Below are 20,620 nucleotides of genomic sequence, written 5' to 3' on the forward strand. Positions count from 1 at the left end.
GGAAGGGCTCACCGGGTACACGCGGTACACGCACGGCGCACCCGCCCCCAACCTCTCCCCGCCACCCGAGTGAACGCGGACAGGAGCGGCCATGCCCGCAGCCCAGCCGTCTTCCGAGCGGCTAGAAACAGAGCGAACAGAGCGTGCACGACCAGCCGGTTCCCCGGCTGCGCTGTTGTCACCGAGCCCTGCGAACTGCCCCCAGGTGATCCCATCATGATCGGTCGCATTCCCGTGCTGGACGTCCGCCCCGCCGTCGACTGCGGCGCCAGACCCGCCAAGGCGGTGGTGGACGAGGTCTTCGAAGTCTCCGCCACCGTGTTCCGCGAGGGACACGACGCCGTGGCCGCACACGTCGTACTCCGAGATCCGAGCGGGCGGCTGCGGCCCCCCGTGCCCATGCGCGAGCTCGCCCCCGGTACCGACCGGTGGGGGGCGCGGGTGTCCGCCGATGCCGAGGGGAGGTGGACGTACGCCGTCGAGGCGTGGAGCGACCCGGTGGCCACCTGGCGGTCCCACGCGGCGATCAAGATCCCCGCCGGGATCGACACCGGGCTGGTGCTGCTGGAGGGCGCCGAGCTCTACGAGCGGGCCGCCGCCCGGATCCCCAAGCGCGACGGCCGCGGGGCCGTGCTCGCCGCCGCCGAGCTGATGCGGGACGAGGACGCCGAGGTCGCCGAGCGGTACGCGGCCGCCCTCGCCCCCGAGGTGGACGCGGCGTTCGCGAAGCGCCCGTACCGGGAGCTGGTCACGGCCGCCAAGGCGCTGCCGCTGCTGGTCGAGCGCAAACGGGCCCTCTTCGGCTCCTGGTACGAGATGTTCCCGCGCTCCGAGGGGGCCGAGGTCGAGCCCGGTGAGGTGCCGGTCAGCGGGACCTTCCGGACGGCTGCCGACCGGCTTCCCGCGGTGGCTGCGATGGGCTTCGACGTGGTGTACCTGCCGCCCGTCCACCCGATCGGCAGCACCTACCGCAAGGGCCCGAACAACACGCTGTCCGCGGGGAGTTGGGACCCCGGTGTGCCGTGGGCCATCGGTTCCACGGAGGGCGGGCACGACGCCGTGCACCCCGACCTCGGCACCATCGAGGACTTCGACGCCTTCGTGGCGCGGGCCCGCGAGCTGCACATGGAGATCGCGCTCGACTTCGCCCTCCAGTGCTCCCCCGACCACCCCTGGGTGGAGAAGCACCCGGAGTGGTTCCGCCACCGCGCCGACGGGACCATCGCGTACGCGGAGAACCCGCCGAAGAAGTACCAGGACATCTACCCCGTCCACTTCGACACCGACATGGCCGGCATCGTCGAGGAGACGGTCCGGATCCTGCGGTACTGGATGGAGCACGGCATCCGGATCTTCCGGGTCGACAATCCGCACACCAAGCCCGTCGTCTTCTGGCAGAAGGTGATCGCGGACATCAACAAGTCCGACCCCGACGTGATCTTCCTGGCCGAGGCCTTCACCCGTCCGGCGATGATGCGCGCGCTCGCGGCGGTCGGCTTCCAGCAGTCCTACACGTACTTCACCTGGCGCAACACCAAGGCCGAGCTCACCGAGTACCTGACCGAGCTCTCGGACACCCGGTCGGCCTCCGTGATGCGGCCGAACTTCTTCGTGAACACGCCGGACATCCTGCACGAGTACCTCCAGCACGGCGGGCGCCCCGCCTTCGAGGTGAGGGCCGTGCTCGCCGCCACCCTGTCCCCGTCCTGGGGGGTCTACGCCGGGTACGAGCTGTGCGAGAACACCCCGGTGCGGGAGGGCAGCGAGGAGTACCTGAACTCGGAGAAGTACGAGTTCCGGCCGCGCGACTGGTCCGCCGCCGACCGCGAGGGCCGCACCATCGCCCCGCTGATCACCGCCCTGAACCGGCTGCGCCGGCGCAACCCCGCGCTCCAGCAGCTGCGCGACATCCACTTCCACCCGACCGACAACGAACAGGTGATCGCCTATTCGAAGCACGCGGGAGCCAATTCCGTACTGGTGGTCGTCAACCTCGATCCGCACCACACCCAGGAGGCGACGGTCTCGTTGGACATGCCGGTACTCGGCCTCGACTGGCACGGGTCCCTCGCGGTGCGCGACGAGCTCACCGGCGAGACCTATCACTGGGGCAGGGCGAACTACGTGCGCCTAGAGCCGGGCCGTACGCCCGCGCACGTACTGGCCGCTCTGCGACCGTCCCCGCCCACCGGAGGGTCACCCACCACATGATGATCAACGATCCCGTCCCCGACACCTTCGAGGACACCCCAGCCAAGGACCGCGACCCAGACTGGTTCAAGCGGGCCGTCTTCTACGAGGTCCTCGTCCGCTCCTTCCACGACAGCAACGGCGACGGCGTCGGGGACCTCAAGGGGCTCACCGCCAAGCTGGACTACCTCCAGTGGCTCGGCGTCGACTGCCTCTGGCTCCCCCCGTTCTTCGCCTCACCCCTGCGCGACGGGGGTTACGACGTCTCCGACTACACCTCCGTGCTCCCCGAGTTCGGCGACCTCGCCGACTTCGTGGAGTTCGTGGACGCCGCGCACCACCGCGGCATGCGGGTGATCATCGACTTCGTCATGAACCACACAAGCGACCAGCACGAGTGGTTCCAGCAGTCCCGCAAGGACCCGGACGGTCCCTACGGCGACTACTACATGTGGGCCGACAACGACAAGCAGTACCAGGACGCCCGCATCATCTTCGTCGACACCGAGACCTCCAACTGGACGTACGACCCCGTACGCAAGCAGTACTACTGGCACCGCTTCTTCTCGCACCAGCCGGACCTCAACTACGAGAACCCGGCCGTGGTCGAGGAGATCGTCTCGGCCCTGCGCTTCTGGCTGGACCTCGGCATCGACGGCTTCCGCCTCGACGCCGTGCCCTACCTGTACGCCGAGGAGGGCACCAACTGCGAGAACCTCCCCCGCACCCACCAGCTCCTCAAGCGGGTCCGGGCCGAGATCGACGCGCACTACCCGGACACCGTCCTGCTCGCCGAGGCCAACCAGTGGCCCGAGGACGTCGTCGACTACTTCGGGGACTTCGCGAAGGGCGGGGACGAATGCCACATGGCCTTCCACTTCCCCGTCATGCCGCGCATCTTCATGGCCGTACGAAGAGAGTCCCGCTACCCGGTCTCCGAGATCCTGGCCAAGACCCCTGCGATCCCGGACCGCTGCCAGTGGGGCATCTTCCTGCGCAACCACGACGAGCTCACCCTCGAAATGGTCACCGACGAAGAGCGCGACTACATGTACGCCGAGTACGCCAAGGACCCGCGGATGCGGGCCAACATCGGCATCCGGCGCCGCCTCGCCCCGCTCCTGGACAACGACCGCAACCAGATGGAGCTGTTCACCGCCCTGCTGCTGTCGCTGCCCGGCTCGCCGGTGCTCTACTACGGCGACGAGATCGGCATGGGCGACAACATCTGGCTGGGCGACCGCGACGGTGTGCGCACGCCCATGCAGTGGACCCCGGACCGCAACGCCGGTTTCTCCTCGTGCGATCCGGGCAGGCTGAACCTGCCGGTCATCATGGACCCGGTCCACGGGTACCAGGTCACCAATGTCGAGGCCGCGATGGCATCGCCCTCCTCACTGCTGCACTGGACCCGGCGGATGATCGAGGTCCGCAAGGCGAACCCCGCCTTCGGCCTCGGTTCGTACACCGAACTGCCCTCGTCCAACCCGGCAGTACTCGCCTTCCTGCGCGAGTTCGGGGACGACCTGGTGCTGTGCGTGCACAACTTCTCGCGCTTCGCGCAGCCCACCGAGCTGGATCTGCGGTCGTTCAACGGGCGGGTCCCGGTGGAGCTCACGGGTGACGTGCGCTTCCCCCCGATCGGCGAGTGGCCGTACCTGCTGACCCTGGCGGGACACGGCTTCTACTGGTTCCGGCTGCGGACCGAACAACGGACCGAGCCGCGACCCGAGTAGCCGTCTCGGGCGAGGGGCCGAAGGGGCGCGCGCAACAGGCGCCGCCCCGGAGGCGGACGAGCCCCGAAAAGGGGGCGGGCAACGCGAATGGGTCAACCGCCCGCCCCTGTACGGATCATCCTGACCCGACACTCGCACACGCCGGAGAAGCAACTGCCGCACATCCGGGACACTCTGCGCATTCTGTGACGGCCCGGGGAAAGGACGCGACGCCATGTCGGAGGCTGCATCCGCCCGGAGCCGACTGGCGGCCGACCCGGCCGCCGGGATCGGCCCGCTGGAACCGATGCTGCGGGCCTGGCTGCCCGCACAGCGCTGGTTCGCGGGCAAGGGCCGCACCATCACCGGGCTCAGGGCGGTCTCGGCCGCCGAACTGCTGCCACCGGGCTCCACCCCCGGACTGCTGCACCTGCTCCTCGACGTGGACGGGGACTGCTACCAGCTGCTGCTGGGCATCCGCCCGTCCCTGCCGCCCGCACTCGCACCCGCCCTCATCGGCCACGCCGAGGACGGTCCGTACGCGGGCCGGGCCGTGTACGAGGCGCTCGGCGACCCGAAGCTGGCGGCCATGCTGCTGGAGCGGCTGCGCTCCCCCGGCACCCTGGGGCCCCTGCGCTTCGACCGGGACCCGCAGGCGCCGGTCCCGGCGGGGCTGGTCCCGCGGCCCCTGTCCGGGGAGCAGACCAACTCCTCTCTCATCTACGGAGATTCGTTCATCCTCAAGGTGTTCCGCAGGGTCGGCCCCGGGGTCAACCCGGACCTGGAGCTGCCCCGGGCCCTGGCCGCCGCGGGCTGCGCCCGGGTCCCGGCGCCCGTCGCCTGGTACGAGGCCGAGCTGCCCGGCAGCGAACCGCTGACCCTGGGCGTGCTCCAGCCGTACCTGCGCGGCTCCGACGACGGCTGGCAGCTGGCGCTGCGCCGGCTGGGGGCCGGGGAGGACTTCACCGCCGAGGCGCACGCGCTCGGCCGGGCCACCTCCGAGGTGCACAGCGCGCTCGCCGACGCCCTGCCGACGCTCGCGCTCGGCCCCGAGCAGACCGCCCGGCTCGCCGCCGGGATGACGGCGCGGCTGGCCGCCACCGCCCGCGAGGTGCCCGCCCTGCGGCCCTACGAACCGGGGCTGCGCGGGGCCTTCGACGCGCTGGCCGCCTCCCGGGGGGCCGGGGTCCGCGCCCAGCGGATCCACGGGGACCTCCATCTGGGGCAGACCCTGCGCACCCTCGACGGCTCCTGGTCGTTGATCGACTTCGAGGGCGAGCCGGCCCGGTCGCTGGCCGACCGGCGCCGTCCCGAACCGGCCGTCCGCGACATCGCCGGGATACTGCGTTCCTTCGACTACGCCGCCCGCTCGCACCGGCCGTTCGCCCCCGCCTGGGCGGACGACTGCCGGGCCGCCTTCTGCGAGGGCTACGCCCGCACCACCGGGCGCGACCCGCGGGAGGACCCCGTACTGCTGCGGGCGTACGAGACGGACAAGGCGGTGTACGAGGCCCGGTACGAGTCCCGGCACCGTCCCGACTGGCTGCACGTGCCGATGGCCGCGATCCGGCGGCTCGCCTCGGGCACGGACCGCGGCTTCGGCCGGACCCAGCCGGGTCCGGGTCCCGTCGCCCGGCCGGGTCCGGGCGCCGGTCCCGGCCCCGGTGAAGGATTCCCCGCTCTCTCCCCGCACCCCCGCCCGCAGCCGCCTAGGAGGCCGCACACGTGAGCCCCGCCCGTCAGTCACCGTCCACCACCTCGCCGACCCCGGCCCCGGCTGCCGCCCCGGTCCCCGCTGCGGCCGCGGCCCCGGCCCCGGCTCCGGCTCCGGGCCGCCCCGCCGCGGCCACGGCGGGGCGCAACGCCAAGACGCCCGCACCGCGTGCCCGCAGGGCCCGCGCGCACGGGGTCCGGCCGGCGCCCGCCCTCGGCGGTGACGAACGGGCCCGGCTGCTGGAGGGACGCCACCACGATCCGCACGGCGTGCTGGGCGCCCGCGCCCAGCGGGGCGGAGTGGTCTTCCGCGTGCTGCGTCCCTACGCCAAGGCGGTCACCGTCGTGGCCAAGGGGCTGCGCGCCGAGCTCGTCGACGACGGCGACGGGCTGTTCTCCGGGCTGCTGCCGCTCACCGGGGTACCGGACTACCGGCTCCTGGTCACGTACGACAGCGACGAGATCGAGGTCCACGACCCGTACCGGTTCCTGCCCGCCATCGGCGAGCTGGACCTGCACCTGATCGGCGAGGGCCGCCACGAGCAGCTGTGGAAGGCGCTCGGGGCCGAGCCCATGGAGCACCAGGGGGTGGCCGGGACCCGGTTCACGGTGTGGGCGCCCAACGCCCAGGGGGTCCGGGTCAGCGGTGACTTCTCCTACTGGGACTCCGTCGCGTACCCGATGCGTTCACTGGGCGCGAGCGGGGTGTGGGAGCTGTTCCTGCCGGGCGTGGGGGCGGGCGCCCTGTACAAGTACGACATCACCCGTCCCGACGGCAGCCACACCCTGCGCGCCGACCCGATGGCCCGGTCGGCGGAGGTCCCCCCGGCGAACGCCTCGGTGGTCACCGCCTCCCGGTACGAGTGGCAGGACGCCGCGTGGATGGCGGCCCGGGGCGCCCGTCCGGCGCACCAGGCCCCCATGTCCGTGTACGAGCTGCACCTGGCGTCCTGGCGGCCCGGGCTCTCGTACCGGCAGCTGGCGGAGCAGCTCCCGGCGTACGTGAAGGAGCTGGGGTTCACGCACGTGGAGCTGATGCCGGTCGCCGAGCACCCCTTCGGCGGGTCGTGGGGCTACCAGGTCACCGGTTTCTACGCGCCCACCTCTCGGATGGGCACCCCGGACGAGTTCCGCGGCCTGGTGGACGCGCTGCACCGGGCGGGGATCGGGGTGATCGTCGACTGGGTGCCGGCGCACTTCCCGCGCGACGACTGGGCGCTGGCCGAGTTCGACGGGCGGCCGCTGTACGAGCACCAGGACCCGCAGCGGGCCGCGCACCCGGACTGGGGGACGCTGGAGTTCGACTACGGCCGCAAGGAGGTCCGCAACTTCCTCGTCGCCAACGCCGTGTACTGGTGCGAGGAGTTCCACGTCGACGGGCTGCGCGTGGACGCGGTGGCCTCGATGCTCTACCTCGACTACTCGCGCAGCGAGGGCCAGTGGACGCCCAACGAGCACGGCGGGCGGGAGAACCTGGACGCGGTGGCGCTGCTCCAGGAGATGAACGCGACCGTGTACCGGCGCTGCCCCGGGGTGGTGACGATCGCGGAGGAGTCCACCGCCTGGAACGGTGTGACCCGGCCGACGGACAGCGGCGGGCTGGGCTTCGGGCTGAAGTGGAACATGGGCTGGATGCACGACACCCTGCGCTACATGTCGAAGGAGTCGGTGCACCGCAAGTACCACCACCACGACATGACCTTCGGGATGGTGTACGCCTTCAGCGAGAACTACGTCCTGCCCATCTCGCACGACGAGGTGGTGCACGGCAAGGGCTCGCTCGTGTCGAGGATGCCCGGTGAGGACTGGTGGCAGAAGCGGGCGGCGCACCGTGCCTACCTGGGCTTCATGTGGGCCCACCCGGGCAAGCAACTGCTCTTCATGGGGCAGGAGTTCGCCCAGGGTTCGGAGTGGTCGGAGACGTACGGGCCGGACTGGTGGCTGCTGGACTCCTCCTACCCCGCGGCCCCCGACCACCGGGGCGTGCGCGACCTGGTGCGCGACCTGAACCGCGCGTACACGGCGGCGCCCGCCCTGTGGGAGCGGGACAGCGTGCCGGAGGGCTTCGCCTGGGTGGAGGCGGACGCGGCGGAGGACAACGTCTTCGCCTTCCTGCGGTACGCGCAGGACGGGTCGCAGCTGCTGGCGGTGTCGAACTTCTCGCCGGTGGTGCGGCACGGCTACCGCGTCGGGGTCCCCGAGGAGGTGCCGCTGTGGCGGGAGGTGCTCAACACCGACCTCCAGGCCTACGGCGGCAGCGGTGTGCACCACACGCAGCCGCTGCGGCCCGAGCCGGTGCCCGCGCAGGGCCGCGCGGCGAGCCTGCGCATGACCCTCCCGCCCCTGGCGACGGTCTGGCTCAGGCCGTAACGGCCGCGGCGAGCTCCTCCTCCAGCTCCTGGAGGAGGCGGCGCTTGGCCCGGGCCCCGACCATCTGCTTGACGGGCTCGCCGTCGCGGAAGACGAGCAGGGTCGGCATGGACAGCACCCCGTACCGCGTGACGGTCCCGGGGTTGCTGTCCGCGTCGATCTGCACGACCTTGAGCCGGTCGGCCTCCTCGGCGGCGACCGCGGACAGTACGGGCGCCAGCTGGCGGCAGGGGCCGCACCAGTCGGCGGTGAACTCCACGAGGACGGGCCGTCCCCGCACCCCCAGCACCTCGGCCTCGAAGTCGGCGTCGGTCACTTCTGCCACGCCCTGTGCGTGCAGCATGTCGTGTCCCCTCTCATGTCGGTCGGTCGCATCGGTCGATCGGTCGATCGGTCGATCGGTCGCGCCGGTCCGGCGGGCCGGTCAGCCCGTCATCTCGCAGCGCGGGCTCGCGGGCGTCCCGGCGGCTTCGTGTGCGGCTTCGCGTGCGGCTGCCGCGGCGGCTTCCTCGGCGCCGGCCAGCTGCTTCGCCACCTGCTCGCGCACCTCGGTCAGCTGGCCGATCAGTCCGTCCAGCTCGGCGAGCTTGCGGCGGTAGACGGCGAGCGAGGCCGGGCAGGAGTCCCCGGCCGGATGGCCGGCCCGCAGGCAGTCCACGAACGGCCGGGTCTCCTCCAGCTCGAAGCCGAAGTCCTGGAGCATGCGGATCTGGCGCAGCAGCCGCAGGTCTTCCTCGTCGTAGGTCCGGTAGCCGTTGCCGGTGCGCCGTGCGGGCAGCAGTCCCCGCGACTCGTAGTACCGAAGCGTCCGTGTACTGGTGCCGGCCCGCTCGGCCAGCTCGCCGATTCGCATGCCCCGACGGTAATCCTTGACGCGGACGTCAAGGCAAGAGGTGGTCCGGGCCCCCTCGCCACCCCCGTATGCGAGGGGGCCCCGGTATGGATCACGTACCGGAGGGGCGGGCGGTTCAGATGGTGTGAGGGGTGTCACGGGTCTTGCGCCCGCGGACGGTGGCTGGAACCGTATCCTGAGATTCGATCTTCTCCCGGAACCGATTACCGGACAGTCGCTAAGAAAACCGACTAATGCCCTTAACTCCATAGGACTTTCCTACGAGTTATGGGCTTGTTTGTTTGGTCTGTAGTCGCCACACCCCAGCCACTCCTACGGTGTGCCATGTGCACTCCAGCCCACCTTTCAATGCCCCCGCCGCGCGTCGTCTGCGCGCGGCCCTGGGCATGGCGCCCGGCCATGTCGCCTATGGTCTCCGCGCCCAGTACGGCCTGCTCGTCACGCCCGAGACCGTGATGGCGTGGGAGCGCGGCGAGATATCGCCCTCCTCGGCCGAACTCACGGCCCTCGCCGGCGTCCTGTGGTGCTCCCCCGGCGAGCTGCTCGCCGAGCCGGTCACCCTGCGGGAACACCGGATGGCCAAGGGGCTGACCGCCGACGAGCTGGCCCGGCGCGTCGGCGTGGAGGCGAACTCTTACCAGAAGATGGAGGACACCGGGCGCTGGCGCGGCAACGAACGGCAGTCCGCGGCGCTGGCCGCGCTGCTGGGGCTGACCCTGGCGCAGTTCGTGACGGCGACCGGCAAGCAGGAGGAGCTCGCCGAGCTCCTGCGCAGCGCGGTGACCACGCGCTGGCAGGCGTACGTGAAGCCGGTGGGCAAGCTGCTGCCGATCCCCAAGGGGCACCTGGAGCGGGTCCTGGACCAGCTGCACGGGGAGTACCAGTCGCGGATGGTGGCGACCCTGAGCTGGGGCGGCGGCGAGGGCGAGGCCGGGCGCGGGGATTCGGGCCGGGAGTTCCTCGCGGAGATCGTGGACCGGTTCTGGCGCCTGGCGGGCGGTGCGGCGTAGGACACGTTCCGGCGGCCCCCGAGGACGGCGGACGGCCCCGGCGCCGTCCTCGTACGGACGGGGCCGGGGCCGTTCGGCTCCGCGATCGGGGGCGGAAGTCCCTCCCGGGAAGGGCCACGGGGCCCGCCCGGCCCGGGCCGGGCGGCCCTTGCGGATCAGAAGACCGACTCGGCCTCGTACATCCGCTCCTCGGGGACGGTCTTCAGCTCGGTGACCGCGTGGGCCAGCGGGGCCATCACGATGTCCGTGCCGCGCAGGGCGGTCATGTTGCCGAAGTCGCCGCGGTGGACGGCCTCCACGGCGTGCCAGCCGAAGCGGGTCGCGAGCACGCGGTCGTAGGCGGTGGGGGTGCCGCCGCGCTGGACGTGGCCGAGGATGACCGGGCGGGCCTCCTTGCCCAGGCGCCGCTCCAGTTCGACGGCCAGGCGGTTGCCGATGCCGGCGAAGCGCTCGTGACCGTACTGGTCGATCGCCCCCTTCTCGTACGGCATGGAGCCCTCGGCCGGGTGCGCGCCCTCGGCGACGCAGACGACGGCGAACTTCTTACCGCGGGAGAAGCGTTCCTCCACCATCTTCACCAGGGCGTCCACCTCGAAGGGGCGCTCCGGCAGGCAGATCCCGTGGGCGCCGCCGGCCATGCCGGACTCCAGGGCGATCCAGCCCGCGTGGCGCCCCATGACCTCGACGACCATGACGCGCTGGTGCGATTCTGCGGTGGTCTTGAGGCGGTCGATGGCCTCGGTGGCGACCATGACGGCGGTGTCGAAGCCGAAGGTCCGGTCCGTGGAGGAGATGTCGTTGTCGATGGTCTTCGGCACGCCGACGACCGGCATCCCGGCGTCCGACAGCATCCGGGCGGCGGTCAGGGTGCCCTCGCCGCCGATCGGGATGAGGGCGTCGATGCCGTACCGCTTCGCCAATTCCTGCGCGTTCTCGGCGGCTTCGTGAAGGCGGGCGCGCTCCATGCGGGCCGAGCCCAGGATCGTGCCGCCGCGGGCGAGGATGCCGCTGACCGCATTGATGTCGAGGGGGCGGTAATAGCCGTCGAGGAGGCCCTTGAAGCCGTCCTCGAAGCCGATGACCTCGTCGCCGTGGCCGACCACGGCGCGGTGCACGACCGAACGGATGACAGCGTTCAGTCCCGGGCAGTCGCCGCCTGCGGTGAGAACTCCGATACGCATCGTGCTGTGTCTCCTGCCGTACAAATGAAGGGCGTAATGATGAAGCCTGTCCGATTGTTCCACGGGCCCGCGGTCCCCCGCGTCTTCTGATACTCCGGCCACCAGGCCTTTCGACCCCTCCAACCAGGCCTTTTTGCCGGCGGGCGCCCTATCCACTGGCGGAGGTATTGTCAAGAGGTCAAGCCCCATTAAACAGACATTCAGAGCATGGACGGAGAGCACGCGTGACGCGCAGCGTGTACGTGACCGGTATCGAGCGGGGAGACGGGCGACAGGTCGTCGAGCTGGGGATCATGGAGCTCCTCACCCGGCAGACGGGCCGGGTCGGCGTCTACCGTCCGTTGCTCCACGACGGACCCGACCGGCTCTTCGACCTGCTCAAGGCCCGCTACCGGATCGAGCAGGACGCCGCGACGGCGTACGGCATGGAGTACCAGGAGGCCTCCGTCCTGCTGGCCGAGAAGGGCACCGACGAGCTGGTCTCGCAGCTGGTGGACCGCTACCACCGGGTGGCCCGCGACTACGAGGTCATGCTGGTCCTCGGCACCGACTACGCCGACACCAACCTCCCCGACGAACTGGCGCTCAACGCCCGCCTCGCCAACGAGCTCGGCGCCGTCGTGGTCCCCGTCGTGGGCGGCACCAAGCACCCCGCCGAGGCCGTGCGCGCCGAGACCCGCAACGCCTACCGCGCGTACGAGAGCCTGGGCTGCCACGTCGTCGCGATGGTCGTCAACCGGGTGGCCGCCGAGGACCGGGACGCCATAGCCGAGCGTCTGGCCGCCCGGCTCCCCGTCCCCTGCTACGTGCTGCCGGACGACAAGTCGCTGTCCGCGCCGACGGTCGCGCAGATCACCCGCGCCCTCGGCGGCGAGGTGCTGCTCGGCGACGAGGCCGGGCTGGCCCGTGACGCGCTGGACTTCGTCTTCGGCGGCGCCATGCTGCCGAACTTCCTGAACGCCCTGACCCCCGGCTGCCTGGTGGTCACCCCCGGCGACCGCTCCGACCTGGTCGTCGGCGCGCTGGCCGCGCACACCTCGGGCACCCCGCCGATCGCCGGCGTGCTGCTGACCCTGAACGAGCGCCCGGGCAAGGACGTCCTGGCGCTGGCCTCGAAGCTGGCGCCGGGCACCCCCGTGGTGTCGGTGGCCGGCAACAGCTTCCCGACCGCGGCCGAACTCTTCTCGCTGCAGAGCCGGCTGAACTCCGCGACGCCGCGCAAGCTGGAGACCGCGCTCGGCCTGTTCGAGCGGCACGTGGACACCGGCGAGCTGCGGGACCTGCTGTCGGTGTCCCGCTCGGAGCGCGTCACTCCGATGATGTTCGAGCACGAGCTGCTGGAGCGGGCCCGCTCCCAGCGGCGCCGCGTCGTCCTGCCCGAGGGCACCGAGGAGCGCGTGCTGCGCGCCGCGGACGTGGTGCTGCGCCGCGGGGTCTGCGACCTGACCCTGCTGGGCGAGGAGCAGGCGATCCTGAAGAAGGCCGGCGACCTCGGCATCGACATCTCGGGCGCGCAGCTCATCGACCCGGCGCTCTCCCCGCTGCGGGAACGGTTCGCCGAGTACTACGCCAAGGCCCGCGCCCACAAGGGCATGACCGTGGAGCTGGCCGGTGACGTGGTCACCGATGTCAACTACTTCGGCACCCTGATGGTCCAGGAGGGCCTGGCCGACGGCATGGTCTCCGGCTCGGTGCACTCCACCGCCGCGACCATCCGCCCGGCCTTCGAGATCATCAAGACCAAGCCGGACGCGTCCATCGTCTCCTCGGTCTTCTTCATGTGCCTGGCCGACCGGGTCCTCGTCTACGGTGACTGCGCGGTCAACCCGGACCCGGGCGCCGAGCAGCTCGCCGACATCGCCGTCCAGTCGGCCGCCACCGCCGCGGCCTTCGGCGTCGAGCCGCGGATCGCGATGCTCTCGTACTCGACCGGCACCTCGGGCTCGGGCGCGGACGTCGACAAGGTCCGCAAGGCCACCGAGATCGTCCGGGCGCAGCGTCCCGACCTGCTGATCGAGGGCCCGATCCAGTACGACGCGGCCGTGGAGCCCTCGGTCGCAGCGACCAAGCTGCCCGAGTCCGACGTGGCCGGGCGGGCGACCGTCCTGATCTTCCCCGACCTGAACACGGGCAACAACACGTACAAGGCCGTGCAGCGTTCGGCGGGCGCCGTCGCGGTCGGCCCGGTGCTCCAGGGTCTGCGCAAGCCGGTCAACGACCTCTCGCGCGGGGCGCTCGTCCAGGACATCGTCACCACCGTCGCGATCACCGCGATCCAGGCGCAGACCCCGGCGCAGACCCCGGCCGAGGACCTCTCCCCCTCCGCATGACCGCCCGCATGACCGCCCGTACGACCGTCACCACCCCCACACGAGAAGGCTCCGCACCCGTGACCGCATCGCGCGTACTCGTCCTCAACTCCGGCTCCTCGTCGGTCAAGTACCAGCTCCTCGACATGGCGGACCGCTCCCGCCTCGCCGTGGGTCTGGTGGAGCGCATCGGGGAGGAGACCTCCCGGCTGGTGCACGAACGGCTCGTCGGCGCCGACGGGGCCGCGGGGGCCGGGGGCGACAAGCGCGAGCGGCTCGGCCCGATCGCCGACCACGAGGCGGCCCTCGGCGCCGTGGCGCAGGAGCTGGCCGCCGACGGGATGGGCCTGGACTCCCCCGAACTGGCCGCCGTGGGACACCGGGTGGTGCACGGCGGGACCCGTTTCACCCAGCCGACCGTGGTCGACGACGAGGTGCTCGCGGAGATCCGCAGCCTGGTCCCGCTGGCCCCGCTGCACAACCCGGCGAACGTGACCGGCATCGAGGTGGCCCGGCGGCTGCGCGCGGACGTCCCGCAGGTCGCGGTCTTCGACACCGCCTTCCACTCGACGATGCCGGAGTACGTCGCCCGGTACGCGATCGACGCCGCGACGGCCGACAAGTACTCCATCCGGCGGTACGGCTTCCACGGCACCTCCCACGCCTACGTGTCCCGGGCGACCGCGGCCCTGCTCGGCAAGCCGGTGGAGGACGTGAACGTGATCGTGCTGCACCTGGGCAACGGGGCCTCCGCCTCGGCCGTCCGCGGCGGCGTGTGCGTGGAGACCTCCATGGGCCTGACCCCGCTGGAGGGACTGGTCATGGGAACCCGCTCGGGCGACCTGGATCCGGCGGTGGTCTTCCACCTGGCCCGGGTGGGCGGCCTCTCGGTGGATGAGATCGATTCGCTCCTGAACAAGAAGAGCGGTCTGCTGGGCATGTGCGGCGACAACGACATGCGCGAGGTACTGCGGCGGGCGGGCGAGGGCGACGAGGCGGCGGCCACGGCCTTCGCCTCCTACGTGCACCGTCTGAAGAAGTACATCGGCGCCTATTCGGCGGTGCTCGGGCGGGTGGACGCGGTGACGTTCACGGCCGGGGTCGGCGAGAACGCGCACCAGGTCCGGGAGGCTGCCGTGGACGGTCTGGCCGAGCTGGGCCTGGCACTGGACCTGGAGGCGAACGCGGTGCGCTCGCCCGAGCCGCGGCTGGTCTCGGCGGAGTACGCCCGGGTGGCGGTCGCCGTGGTCCCCACGGACGAGGAACTGGAGATCGCCACCCAGGCCTACGCTCTGGTTACCCAGTAGTCACTTTGGACTTTCCGCCAGACGGAATATTCCGCTACGAAACAAACCGATAGGATCCGCTCCATGCGCCGTTCCAAAATCGTCTGCACGCTGGGCCCCGCCGTCGACTCGTATGAGCAGCTGAAAGCGCTCATCGAGGCAGGTATGAACGTGGCCCGATTCAACTTCAGCCACGGATCCCAGGCAGAACACCAGGAGCGGTACGACCGCGTCCGGCAGGTCTCCGAGGACACCGGGCGCGCCGTCGGCGTCCTCGCCGACCTCCAGGGCCCGAAGATCCGTCTGGAAACCTTCGCCGAGGGTCCCGTCGAGCTGGTGCGCGGTGACGAGTTCACCATCACCACCGAGGACGTCCCCGGCGACAAGTCCATCTGCGGCACCACCTACAAGGGTCTGCCCGGCGACGTCTCCAAGGGCGACCAGATCCTGATCAACGACGGCAACGTCGAGCTCCGGGTGACCGAGGTCGAGGGCCCGCGGGTCAAGACCATCGTCATCGAGGGCGGTGTCATCTCGGACCACAAGGGCATCAACCTGCCGGGTGCGGCCGTCAACGTCCCCGCCCTGTCGGAGAAGGACGTCGACGACCTGCGCTTCGCCCTGCGGATGGGCTGCGACATGGTCGCCCTGTCCTTCGTGCGTGACGCCAACGACGTCAAGGACGTCCACAAGGTCATGGACGAGGAGGGCCGCCGGGTCCCCGTCATCGCCAAGGTCGAGAAGCCGCAGGCCGTCGCCAACATGGAGGCCGTCGTCGACGCCTTCGACGCGGTCATGGTGGCCCGTGGTGACCTGGCCGTCGAGTACCCGCTCGAAAAGGTCCCGATGGTCCAGAAGCGGCTCATCGAGATGTGCCGCCGCAACGCCAAGCCGGTGATCGTCGCGACCCAGATGATGGAGTCGATGATCACCAACTCCCGCCCGACCCGCGCGGAGGCCTCGGACGTCGCCAACGCGATCCTCGACGGCGCGGACGCGGTCATGCTCTCGGCCGAGTCCTCGGTGGGTGCCTACCCGATCGAGACCGTCAAGACGATGTCGAAGATCGTCGCGGCGGCCGAGGAGGAGCTCCTCTCCAAGGGCCTCCAGCCGCTGGTCCCCGGCAAGAAGCCCCGTACCCAGGGCGGCTCCGTGGCCCGCGCGGCCTGCGAGATCGCGGACTTCCTGGGCGGCAAGGCGCTCATCGCCTTCACCCAGTCCGGTGACACGGCCCGCCGGCTGTCGCGCTACCGCGCGACCCAGCCGATCCTGGCCTTCACCACCGACGCCAACACCCGCAACCAGCTCACGCTGAGCTGGGGCGTCGAGTCCTACATCGTCCCTCACGTGGACACCACCGACGCGATGGTCGACCTGGTCGACGGCGAGCTGCTCAAGCTCCAGCGCTACAACGACGGCGACACCATGGTGATCACCGCCGGTTCGCCCCCCGGTGTCCCCGGCACCACCAACATGGTCCGGGTCCACCACCTGGGCGGCGCCGCCGTCCAGGCCTGACCCGCCACCGCAGGACTCTGCCGCACAGAGGCCGAGGGCGGCACCCCGCAGTGATGCGGGGTGCCGCCCTCGGCGCTTTCGCGCGTGCGGCCGTACGGGACTACTCCGGCGGGCCGATGTAGTTCTTCAGGCCCGGGACGGTCAGGGTGCCGCCGAACTGGCCGGCCTGGACGACCTTGACGTCCGTGAAGAACGCGAAGGGGACGTTCAGGGGCGGCGGGCTGTTGGGGGTGAACTCGATCGGGATCAGACCGAAGAGGTTCCCCTTGAGGCTCTCGGTGTACATCGTCACCGTGCCGCCGCGGATCTTGGACGTGGAGCCCGGACGGGACTTCAGGTGGGCGACGTTGCCCCCCTTGCCGACCGTCTGGTACAGGTCCTTGATGTCCAGCGAGTCCGCGGTGAACTTCAGGACCTTCTTGATCTTGCCGCTGCCCGTCTTCACCTCGACGATGCCGTGGTAGTCCAGGCCGTAGAGGGTCAGCAGGGAGCTGTCGAGGTACCAGGGCTCATCGGGCAGGAGCGGGATGCCCTGTTCCAGTTCGGCGTCGGCCAGGGCCTGGGCGTCGTAGGTCGGACAGGGGAAGGGTTCCTTCCCGTCCGGGTCCTTCGTCTCCTCGTCCTTGGCCTTGTCCTTGTCCTTGTCGTCCTCCGCCTTGGCCTCGTCCTCGGCCTTGTCGGACCCGTCCTTCTCCGCGCCGTCCTCGGACGCCCCGGGCTTCTTGCCCGTCTCGTCCTTCGGGGTCTTGGCGGTGTCCTTGACGTCCTGGGGCAGCTCCTCGACCGCGGCGCCGGCCTGCTTGGCCGCGTCGCGGATCGCCTCGGCGGCCGGGTCCGGGGTCTGCGCACCGCTCGGGGTGGGCGCGGGAGCCGGGGTCGCCTTCTCCTGCCCGGTGAGCGCTTTGCCGATCCCGTCGACGAGGCCCCCCAGCGCGTCTCCGACGCCCAGCGGGTCGAGCGGGTTCGTGGTCTTGGACGGCGAGGGCGAGGGCGAGGCGGACGGGTCCGCCTTCTTCGCCTCCGGGGTCTCGGCCGGCTTCTCCGCGGTGGGCTTGGCCTCCGGCTTGGCAGCCGGCGGGGTCACGCCCGGCTCCGGCTTCCCGGAGGCGGAGGGCGAGGGCGTCGCGGTGGGCGACGCACTCGGCGACGGCGACTTCGAGGGCGTCGGCGAGGCCGACTCCTCCGGCTCGTCGGAGCGCGTCACGCACGGCCCGGGAGCGAAGGGGATCTCCTTGTCGTCGGCCACGGCCAGCTTCGGCGCCATGCCCATCCCGACGAACACGGCCGTCGGCATCGCTGCCAGCGCCATCGTCTTGCCGACGGGTATCTGGAGCTTGTTCAGCAGCGACTTCCTGGGGGCGGCGTGCCGCGGCCCCTTGCTCTCACGGGACTCTGCGCCTGGGGCCACGCCCCGCTGCGTCTCGTCACCCCGCACTGTTCCTCCCGCCATCGGCGTGGGCAGTCGTCTCGCTCGTGTGTGCCGTTTCCGTCTCACGGGGTCCGGGGATGCCCTGGGGGCCCGCCATCGCATCGGCCTTGCCGAGGCTGACCGGCTGCTCCCGGTCCGCCGGACCCACCGCCGCGGCCTCCGCGGGCACCTCTTCCGCCGGCTCACCGGGGACCCACGACAGGGCGAGGGCGCCGCCGAGCAGCGAGAAGATGAAGCCCATGAAGAAGCCGCCGAGGTTGGACACCGGCAGGGACACCAGGGCCAGCAGGATGGAGGCGACTCCGGCGAAGACGCGGATGGCCTGCTGGAACCAGAGGGCCAGTCCGAGCGTGATCAGCAGGACACCGATGATCAGTGCTCCCGCACCACCCGTGGTGGCCATGGCGAGCGTGATGTTGCCCAGCCGGAGGTCCGCGTAGGGGAAGTAGGCGATGGGGAAGCCACCGAGGAGCGTGAACAACCCGGCCCAGAACGGACGGCGGCCGCGCCAGGCGTAGAAGCGGTAATACATCACGGTGAGCCAGGCGTCGTCTTTGGCGCGCTCGTGAACCGGGGCCTCGGGGTTCATGGACAACAGCTCCCTGGAAACGGTGGTACTCGAGAAATCTGTGGAGCCCGGACGGGCGGGCGGCGGCACGCGCCGCCGACCGCCCTCCGGTCACTCGCCGGGACGGATTACTTCTCGTCCTGGTAGCACGGCTGGTCGCCGCCGAGCAGGCGCAGCTTCAGGTCGGGCAGCTTGAAGGTGCCCGCCGTGGTGGCCCACGCCTTCTGACGCACGTTCGACAGGACGGCCTTGTCGGCACGCTGCGAGAACGCGTACGGGCTGGTGACCGTACCGGCCTGCGGCTTCGTCTTGTGGCCCGGGTCACCGACCGCGACACCGATGTCGAGGTTCTTGAACTCGGCGTCGGTGTCGAGCTCGGCCACATCCAGGTAGATGTTGTCGGCGACGGCCGGCTTGCCCTTGTGGCCCGTCCGCAGCTGCAACGTGATGTTGCCCAGCGGGGTCGGAGTCACCAGGGACTGGCACATGTTGGTGATTTCCGCGTGGCTGAACCCGGAGATGGTGACCGGGTGCTTCTGCGGGTTGCCCTTGAGGTCGTGCCCCTCGGCGATACCGCCGTACTGAATGAGGTTGTCACCGTCGAGCTTGTCGGCCGAGACCTTGAAGTCCTGGCCGGAGACGCTGAAGGACGCCGCGAGGGCACCCTGCGCCAGACCCACACCGACCGCGGCCGTGGCCGCGATGCTCGGCACCATGACGAGCGCGAAGCGCTTCCATCTGGTCCCGCCACGAACCTGAGAACTCATATCGTTCCTCCTTCTCGGACGTACATCTCCGGTCCGGGCCGTGCCCGTCCTGGGATGGGAGAAGTGCTACGTCCTCGGGAAGGAGCGCAGGCGGCCCGGCCGCAGCTGTGCCACGTCCGATACACCGGCGTTCACCCCCGAGCGACAACCACTGGGCCACGCGTTCGCGCAACCTGGAGGACAGGCCCTGCCGGTGCGGCAGAGACCCCCCTGTCCCACGGCCGGTGCCACTGCCACCGGCCGGCTCGGTGGGGACCCTCCACCGCAACTCCGGATGAGCGGCTCTGCGGGAAGGACCGAGCGTCGCCGATCGTGGTCCATTCCCGGCCGGGGCACAAGGGGGTTCGTTACTGGCGGGTAACGGCCCGATAACCGGGGGGCGACCCACTGCCGTCGGGCTGCAACACAGGGTGTTACCGAAGGCCACGACAGAACGGCGGAAGAGTGAACACTCCGGACAGTTCACGGGGTTCGATTTACTGCGAGTAACAGCGGCCGCGATTACCAAGTTTTGGTAAAGCACGGCCGCTGTTAAGCGATGTGTCAACAAATCACCGGTGGGCCACCGGCGTCCGGGAGCCCTTCCGGAGCGGGCCTAGAAGAGCACCCGGGCAAGCGCGGTACGCGCCGCCGTGACCCGCGGGTCGTCCGCCCCGATCACCTCGAACAGCTCGAGCAGCCGCAGCCGTACGGCGTCCCGGTCCTCACCGAACGTCACGCGCACGGTGTCCACCAGGCGCCCGAAGGCGTCCTCCACGTGACCGCCGACCAGGTCGAGGTCGGCCGCGGCGATCTGGGCCGCGGGATCGCGCGGGTTCTCGGCGGCCGCGGTGCGCACGGCCTGCGGGTTCATGTCCTGCACACGGGTGAGCAGTTCGGCCTGGGCCAGGCCCAGCTTGGCCTCGGTGTTGGCCGGGTCGTCGGCCAGTACGTTCTTGTACGCCTGCACGGCGCCGCCCAGGTCGCCCGCGTCGAGCGCGACGACGGCCGCCTCCAGCAGCGCGTCGTACGGACCGGCCGGGACCTCGGCCGCGGCGGCCGGAGCGCCGCCTTCCGCGTCCGGGTCCACCTCGATGCCGATGATCCCGAAGCGCTCCTCGGCGACCTGCACCAGCTGGGCGAGGGTCTCGCGGATCTGCTGCTCGGGGGCCACCCCCTGGAAGAGGGGCAGTACCTGGCCCGCGACCACGGCGAACACGGCCGGGATGCCCTGGATGCCGAACTGCTGCATCAGCATCTGGTTGGCGTCGACGTCCACCTTCGCCAGGACGAGGCGGCCGTTCGCCTCGACGGTCAGCCGCTCCAGGAGCGGGCTGAGCTGCTTGCACGGCTCGCACCACTCGGCCCAGAAGTCGAGGACCACCGGGACCTCGGCGGAGAGCTGGAGCACATCGCGTTCAAAGCCGGCTTCGTCTACGTCGATGACCAGCGCGGAGGGCGCGACGCCCGTCGCGGACGGACCGTCGCCGTCCTGGCCGGCCTGCCGGGCCGATGCGGCACGGGCCTGCTCGGCCTTCGCCTTGGCCTCGCCGGCCGCCTTCACCGCGGCGAGGTCGACGACGCCGCTCATGGACATGTTTCTGGGCTGCATGCGTACATCCTCCCCCGTGTGCGCGCGTCGACGAAAAAGATCGCGTGAATTAACGTGCCGAACCCGCCGTACTGCGGGTCGACGCGGGTGCTGCGGTCACAGAACTGCCGTCGTCCAACG

At 70.9% G+C, this 20,620-nt stretch carries 15 protein-coding genes; 8 read left to right on the plus strand and 7 right to left on the minus strand.

What is annotated here, in order from left to right; all coding sequences use genetic code 11:
* The first annotated feature begins 216 nt into the window (after positions 1-216).
* The 4 genes from IO30_RS0136535 to glgB all read left to right on the plus strand — a co-directional run bounded on the left by IO30_RS0136535 (position 217) and on the right by glgB (position 7,988).
* Positions 217-2,211 carry an alpha-1,4-glucan--maltose-1-phosphate maltosyltransferase gene (locus IO30_RS0136535; RefSeq protein WP_031150421.1) on the plus strand — a complete coding sequence of 665 codons (1,995 nt, stop codon included), beginning with the start codon at positions 217-219 and terminating at the stop codon, positions 2,209-2,211.
* Entirely contained in the window at positions 2,208-3,926 is a 1,719-nt protein-coding gene (gene treS / locus IO30_RS0136540) for a maltose alpha-D-glucosyltransferase (protein ID WP_031150423.1), read from the plus strand. The genes IO30_RS0136535 and treS overlap by 4 nt, the downstream gene beginning before the upstream one ends.
* A gap of 214 nt (positions 3,927-4,140) precedes the next feature.
* Positions 4,141-5,634 (plus strand): maltokinase N-terminal cap-like domain-containing protein, encoded by a 1,494-nt coding sequence (locus tag IO30_RS0136545; RefSeq protein ID WP_063768159.1) that lies wholly within the window; start codon positions 4,141-4,143, stop codon positions 5,632-5,634.
* Complete coding sequence (gene glgB / locus IO30_RS0136550) at positions 5,631-7,988, plus strand: 1,4-alpha-glucan branching enzyme (RefSeq protein WP_031150427.1); 2,358 nt, start codon at positions 5,631-5,633, stop codon at positions 7,986-7,988. Before IO30_RS0136545 ends, glgB begins: the two co-directional genes overlap by 4 nt.
* Here the strand turns inward: glgB and IO30_RS0136555 are convergent.
* Together IO30_RS0136555 and IO30_RS0136560 are read right to left on the minus strand one after the other, a co-directional pair.
* Complete coding sequence (locus IO30_RS0136555) at positions 7,978-8,331, minus strand: thioredoxin family protein (RefSeq protein WP_031150429.1); 354 nt, start codon at positions 8,329-8,331, stop codon at positions 7,978-7,980. The two genes, glgB and IO30_RS0136555, sit on opposite strands and share 11 nt — an antisense overlap.
* Before the next feature lie 81 nt (positions 8,332-8,412).
* On the minus strand, positions 8,413-8,841 hold the full coding sequence (locus IO30_RS0136560) for a MerR family transcriptional regulator (RefSeq protein WP_031150431.1): 429 nt from the start codon (positions 8,839-8,841) through the stop codon (positions 8,413-8,415).
* Positions 8,842-9,227: 386 nt separating this feature from the next.
* Between IO30_RS0136560 and IO30_RS0136565 the strand changes: the two genes are divergently transcribed.
* Positions 9,228-9,851: a helix-turn-helix domain-containing protein gene (locus IO30_RS0136565; RefSeq protein ID WP_031150433.1), complete on the plus strand. Its 624-nt coding sequence runs from the start codon at positions 9,228-9,230 to the stop codon at positions 9,849-9,851.
* Positions 9,852-10,006: 155 nt separating this feature from the next.
* Here IO30_RS0136565 and IO30_RS0136570 read toward each other — a convergent pair whose 3' ends face one another.
* A complete protein-coding gene (locus IO30_RS0136570; protein WP_031150435.1) occupies positions 10,007-11,032 on the minus strand; it encodes an ATP-dependent 6-phosphofructokinase in 1,026 nt (341 codons plus the stop codon).
* A gap of 224 nt (positions 11,033-11,256) precedes the next feature.
* Between IO30_RS0136570 and pta the strand changes: the two genes are divergently transcribed.
* The 3 genes from pta (at position 11,257) to pyk (ending at position 16,145) form a co-directional block, all read left to right on the plus strand.
* The gene (gene pta, locus IO30_RS0136575; protein ID WP_031150438.1) at positions 11,257-13,362 is read left to right on the plus strand and encodes a phosphate acetyltransferase; all 2,106 of its coding nucleotides are present in this window, start codon (positions 11,257-11,259) and stop codon (positions 13,360-13,362) included.
* Positions 13,363-13,370: 8 nt separating this feature from the next.
* The gene (locus IO30_RS0136580) at positions 13,371-14,648 is read left to right on the plus strand and encodes an acetate kinase (RefSeq protein WP_037896251.1); all 1,278 of its coding nucleotides are present in this window, start codon (positions 13,371-13,373) and stop codon (positions 14,646-14,648) included.
* A 63-nt stretch (positions 14,649-14,711) separates the two neighbouring features.
* Complete coding sequence (pyk, locus tag IO30_RS0136585; protein ID WP_031150442.1) at positions 14,712-16,145, plus strand: pyruvate kinase; 1,434 nt, start codon at positions 14,712-14,714, stop codon at positions 16,143-16,145.
* A 100-nt stretch (positions 16,146-16,245) separates the two neighbouring features.
* Here pyk and IO30_RS0136590 read toward each other — a convergent pair whose 3' ends face one another.
* The 4 genes from IO30_RS0136590 to IO30_RS0136605 form a co-directional block, all read right to left on the minus strand.
* Entirely contained in the window at positions 16,246-17,580 is a 1,335-nt protein-coding gene (locus IO30_RS0136590; protein WP_031150444.1) for a hypothetical protein, read from the minus strand.
* Entirely contained in the window at positions 17,570-18,163 is a 594-nt protein-coding gene (locus tag IO30_RS0136595) for a DUF6114 domain-containing protein (protein ID WP_031150446.1), read from the minus strand. Before IO30_RS0136595 ends, IO30_RS0136590 begins: the two co-directional genes overlap by 11 nt.
* Positions 18,164-18,270: 107 nt before the next feature.
* Complete coding sequence (locus IO30_RS0136600) at positions 18,271-18,909, minus strand: DUF6230 family protein (protein ID WP_031150448.1); 639 nt, start codon at positions 18,907-18,909, stop codon at positions 18,271-18,273.
* 595 nt (positions 18,910-19,504) lie between these two features.
* Positions 19,505-20,500 carry a tetratricopeptide repeat protein gene (locus IO30_RS0136605; protein ID WP_031150450.1) on the minus strand — a complete coding sequence of 332 codons (996 nt, stop codon included), beginning with the start codon at positions 20,498-20,500 and terminating at the stop codon, positions 19,505-19,507.
* Positions 20,501-20,620: the final 120 nt, after the last annotated feature.

The sequence above is a fragment of the Streptomyces xanthophaeus genome, from assembly GCF_000725805.1.
In the GTDB taxonomy this organism is placed as follows: Bacteria; Actinomycetota; Actinomycetes; order Streptomycetales; family Streptomycetaceae; genus Streptomyces; species Streptomyces xanthophaeus.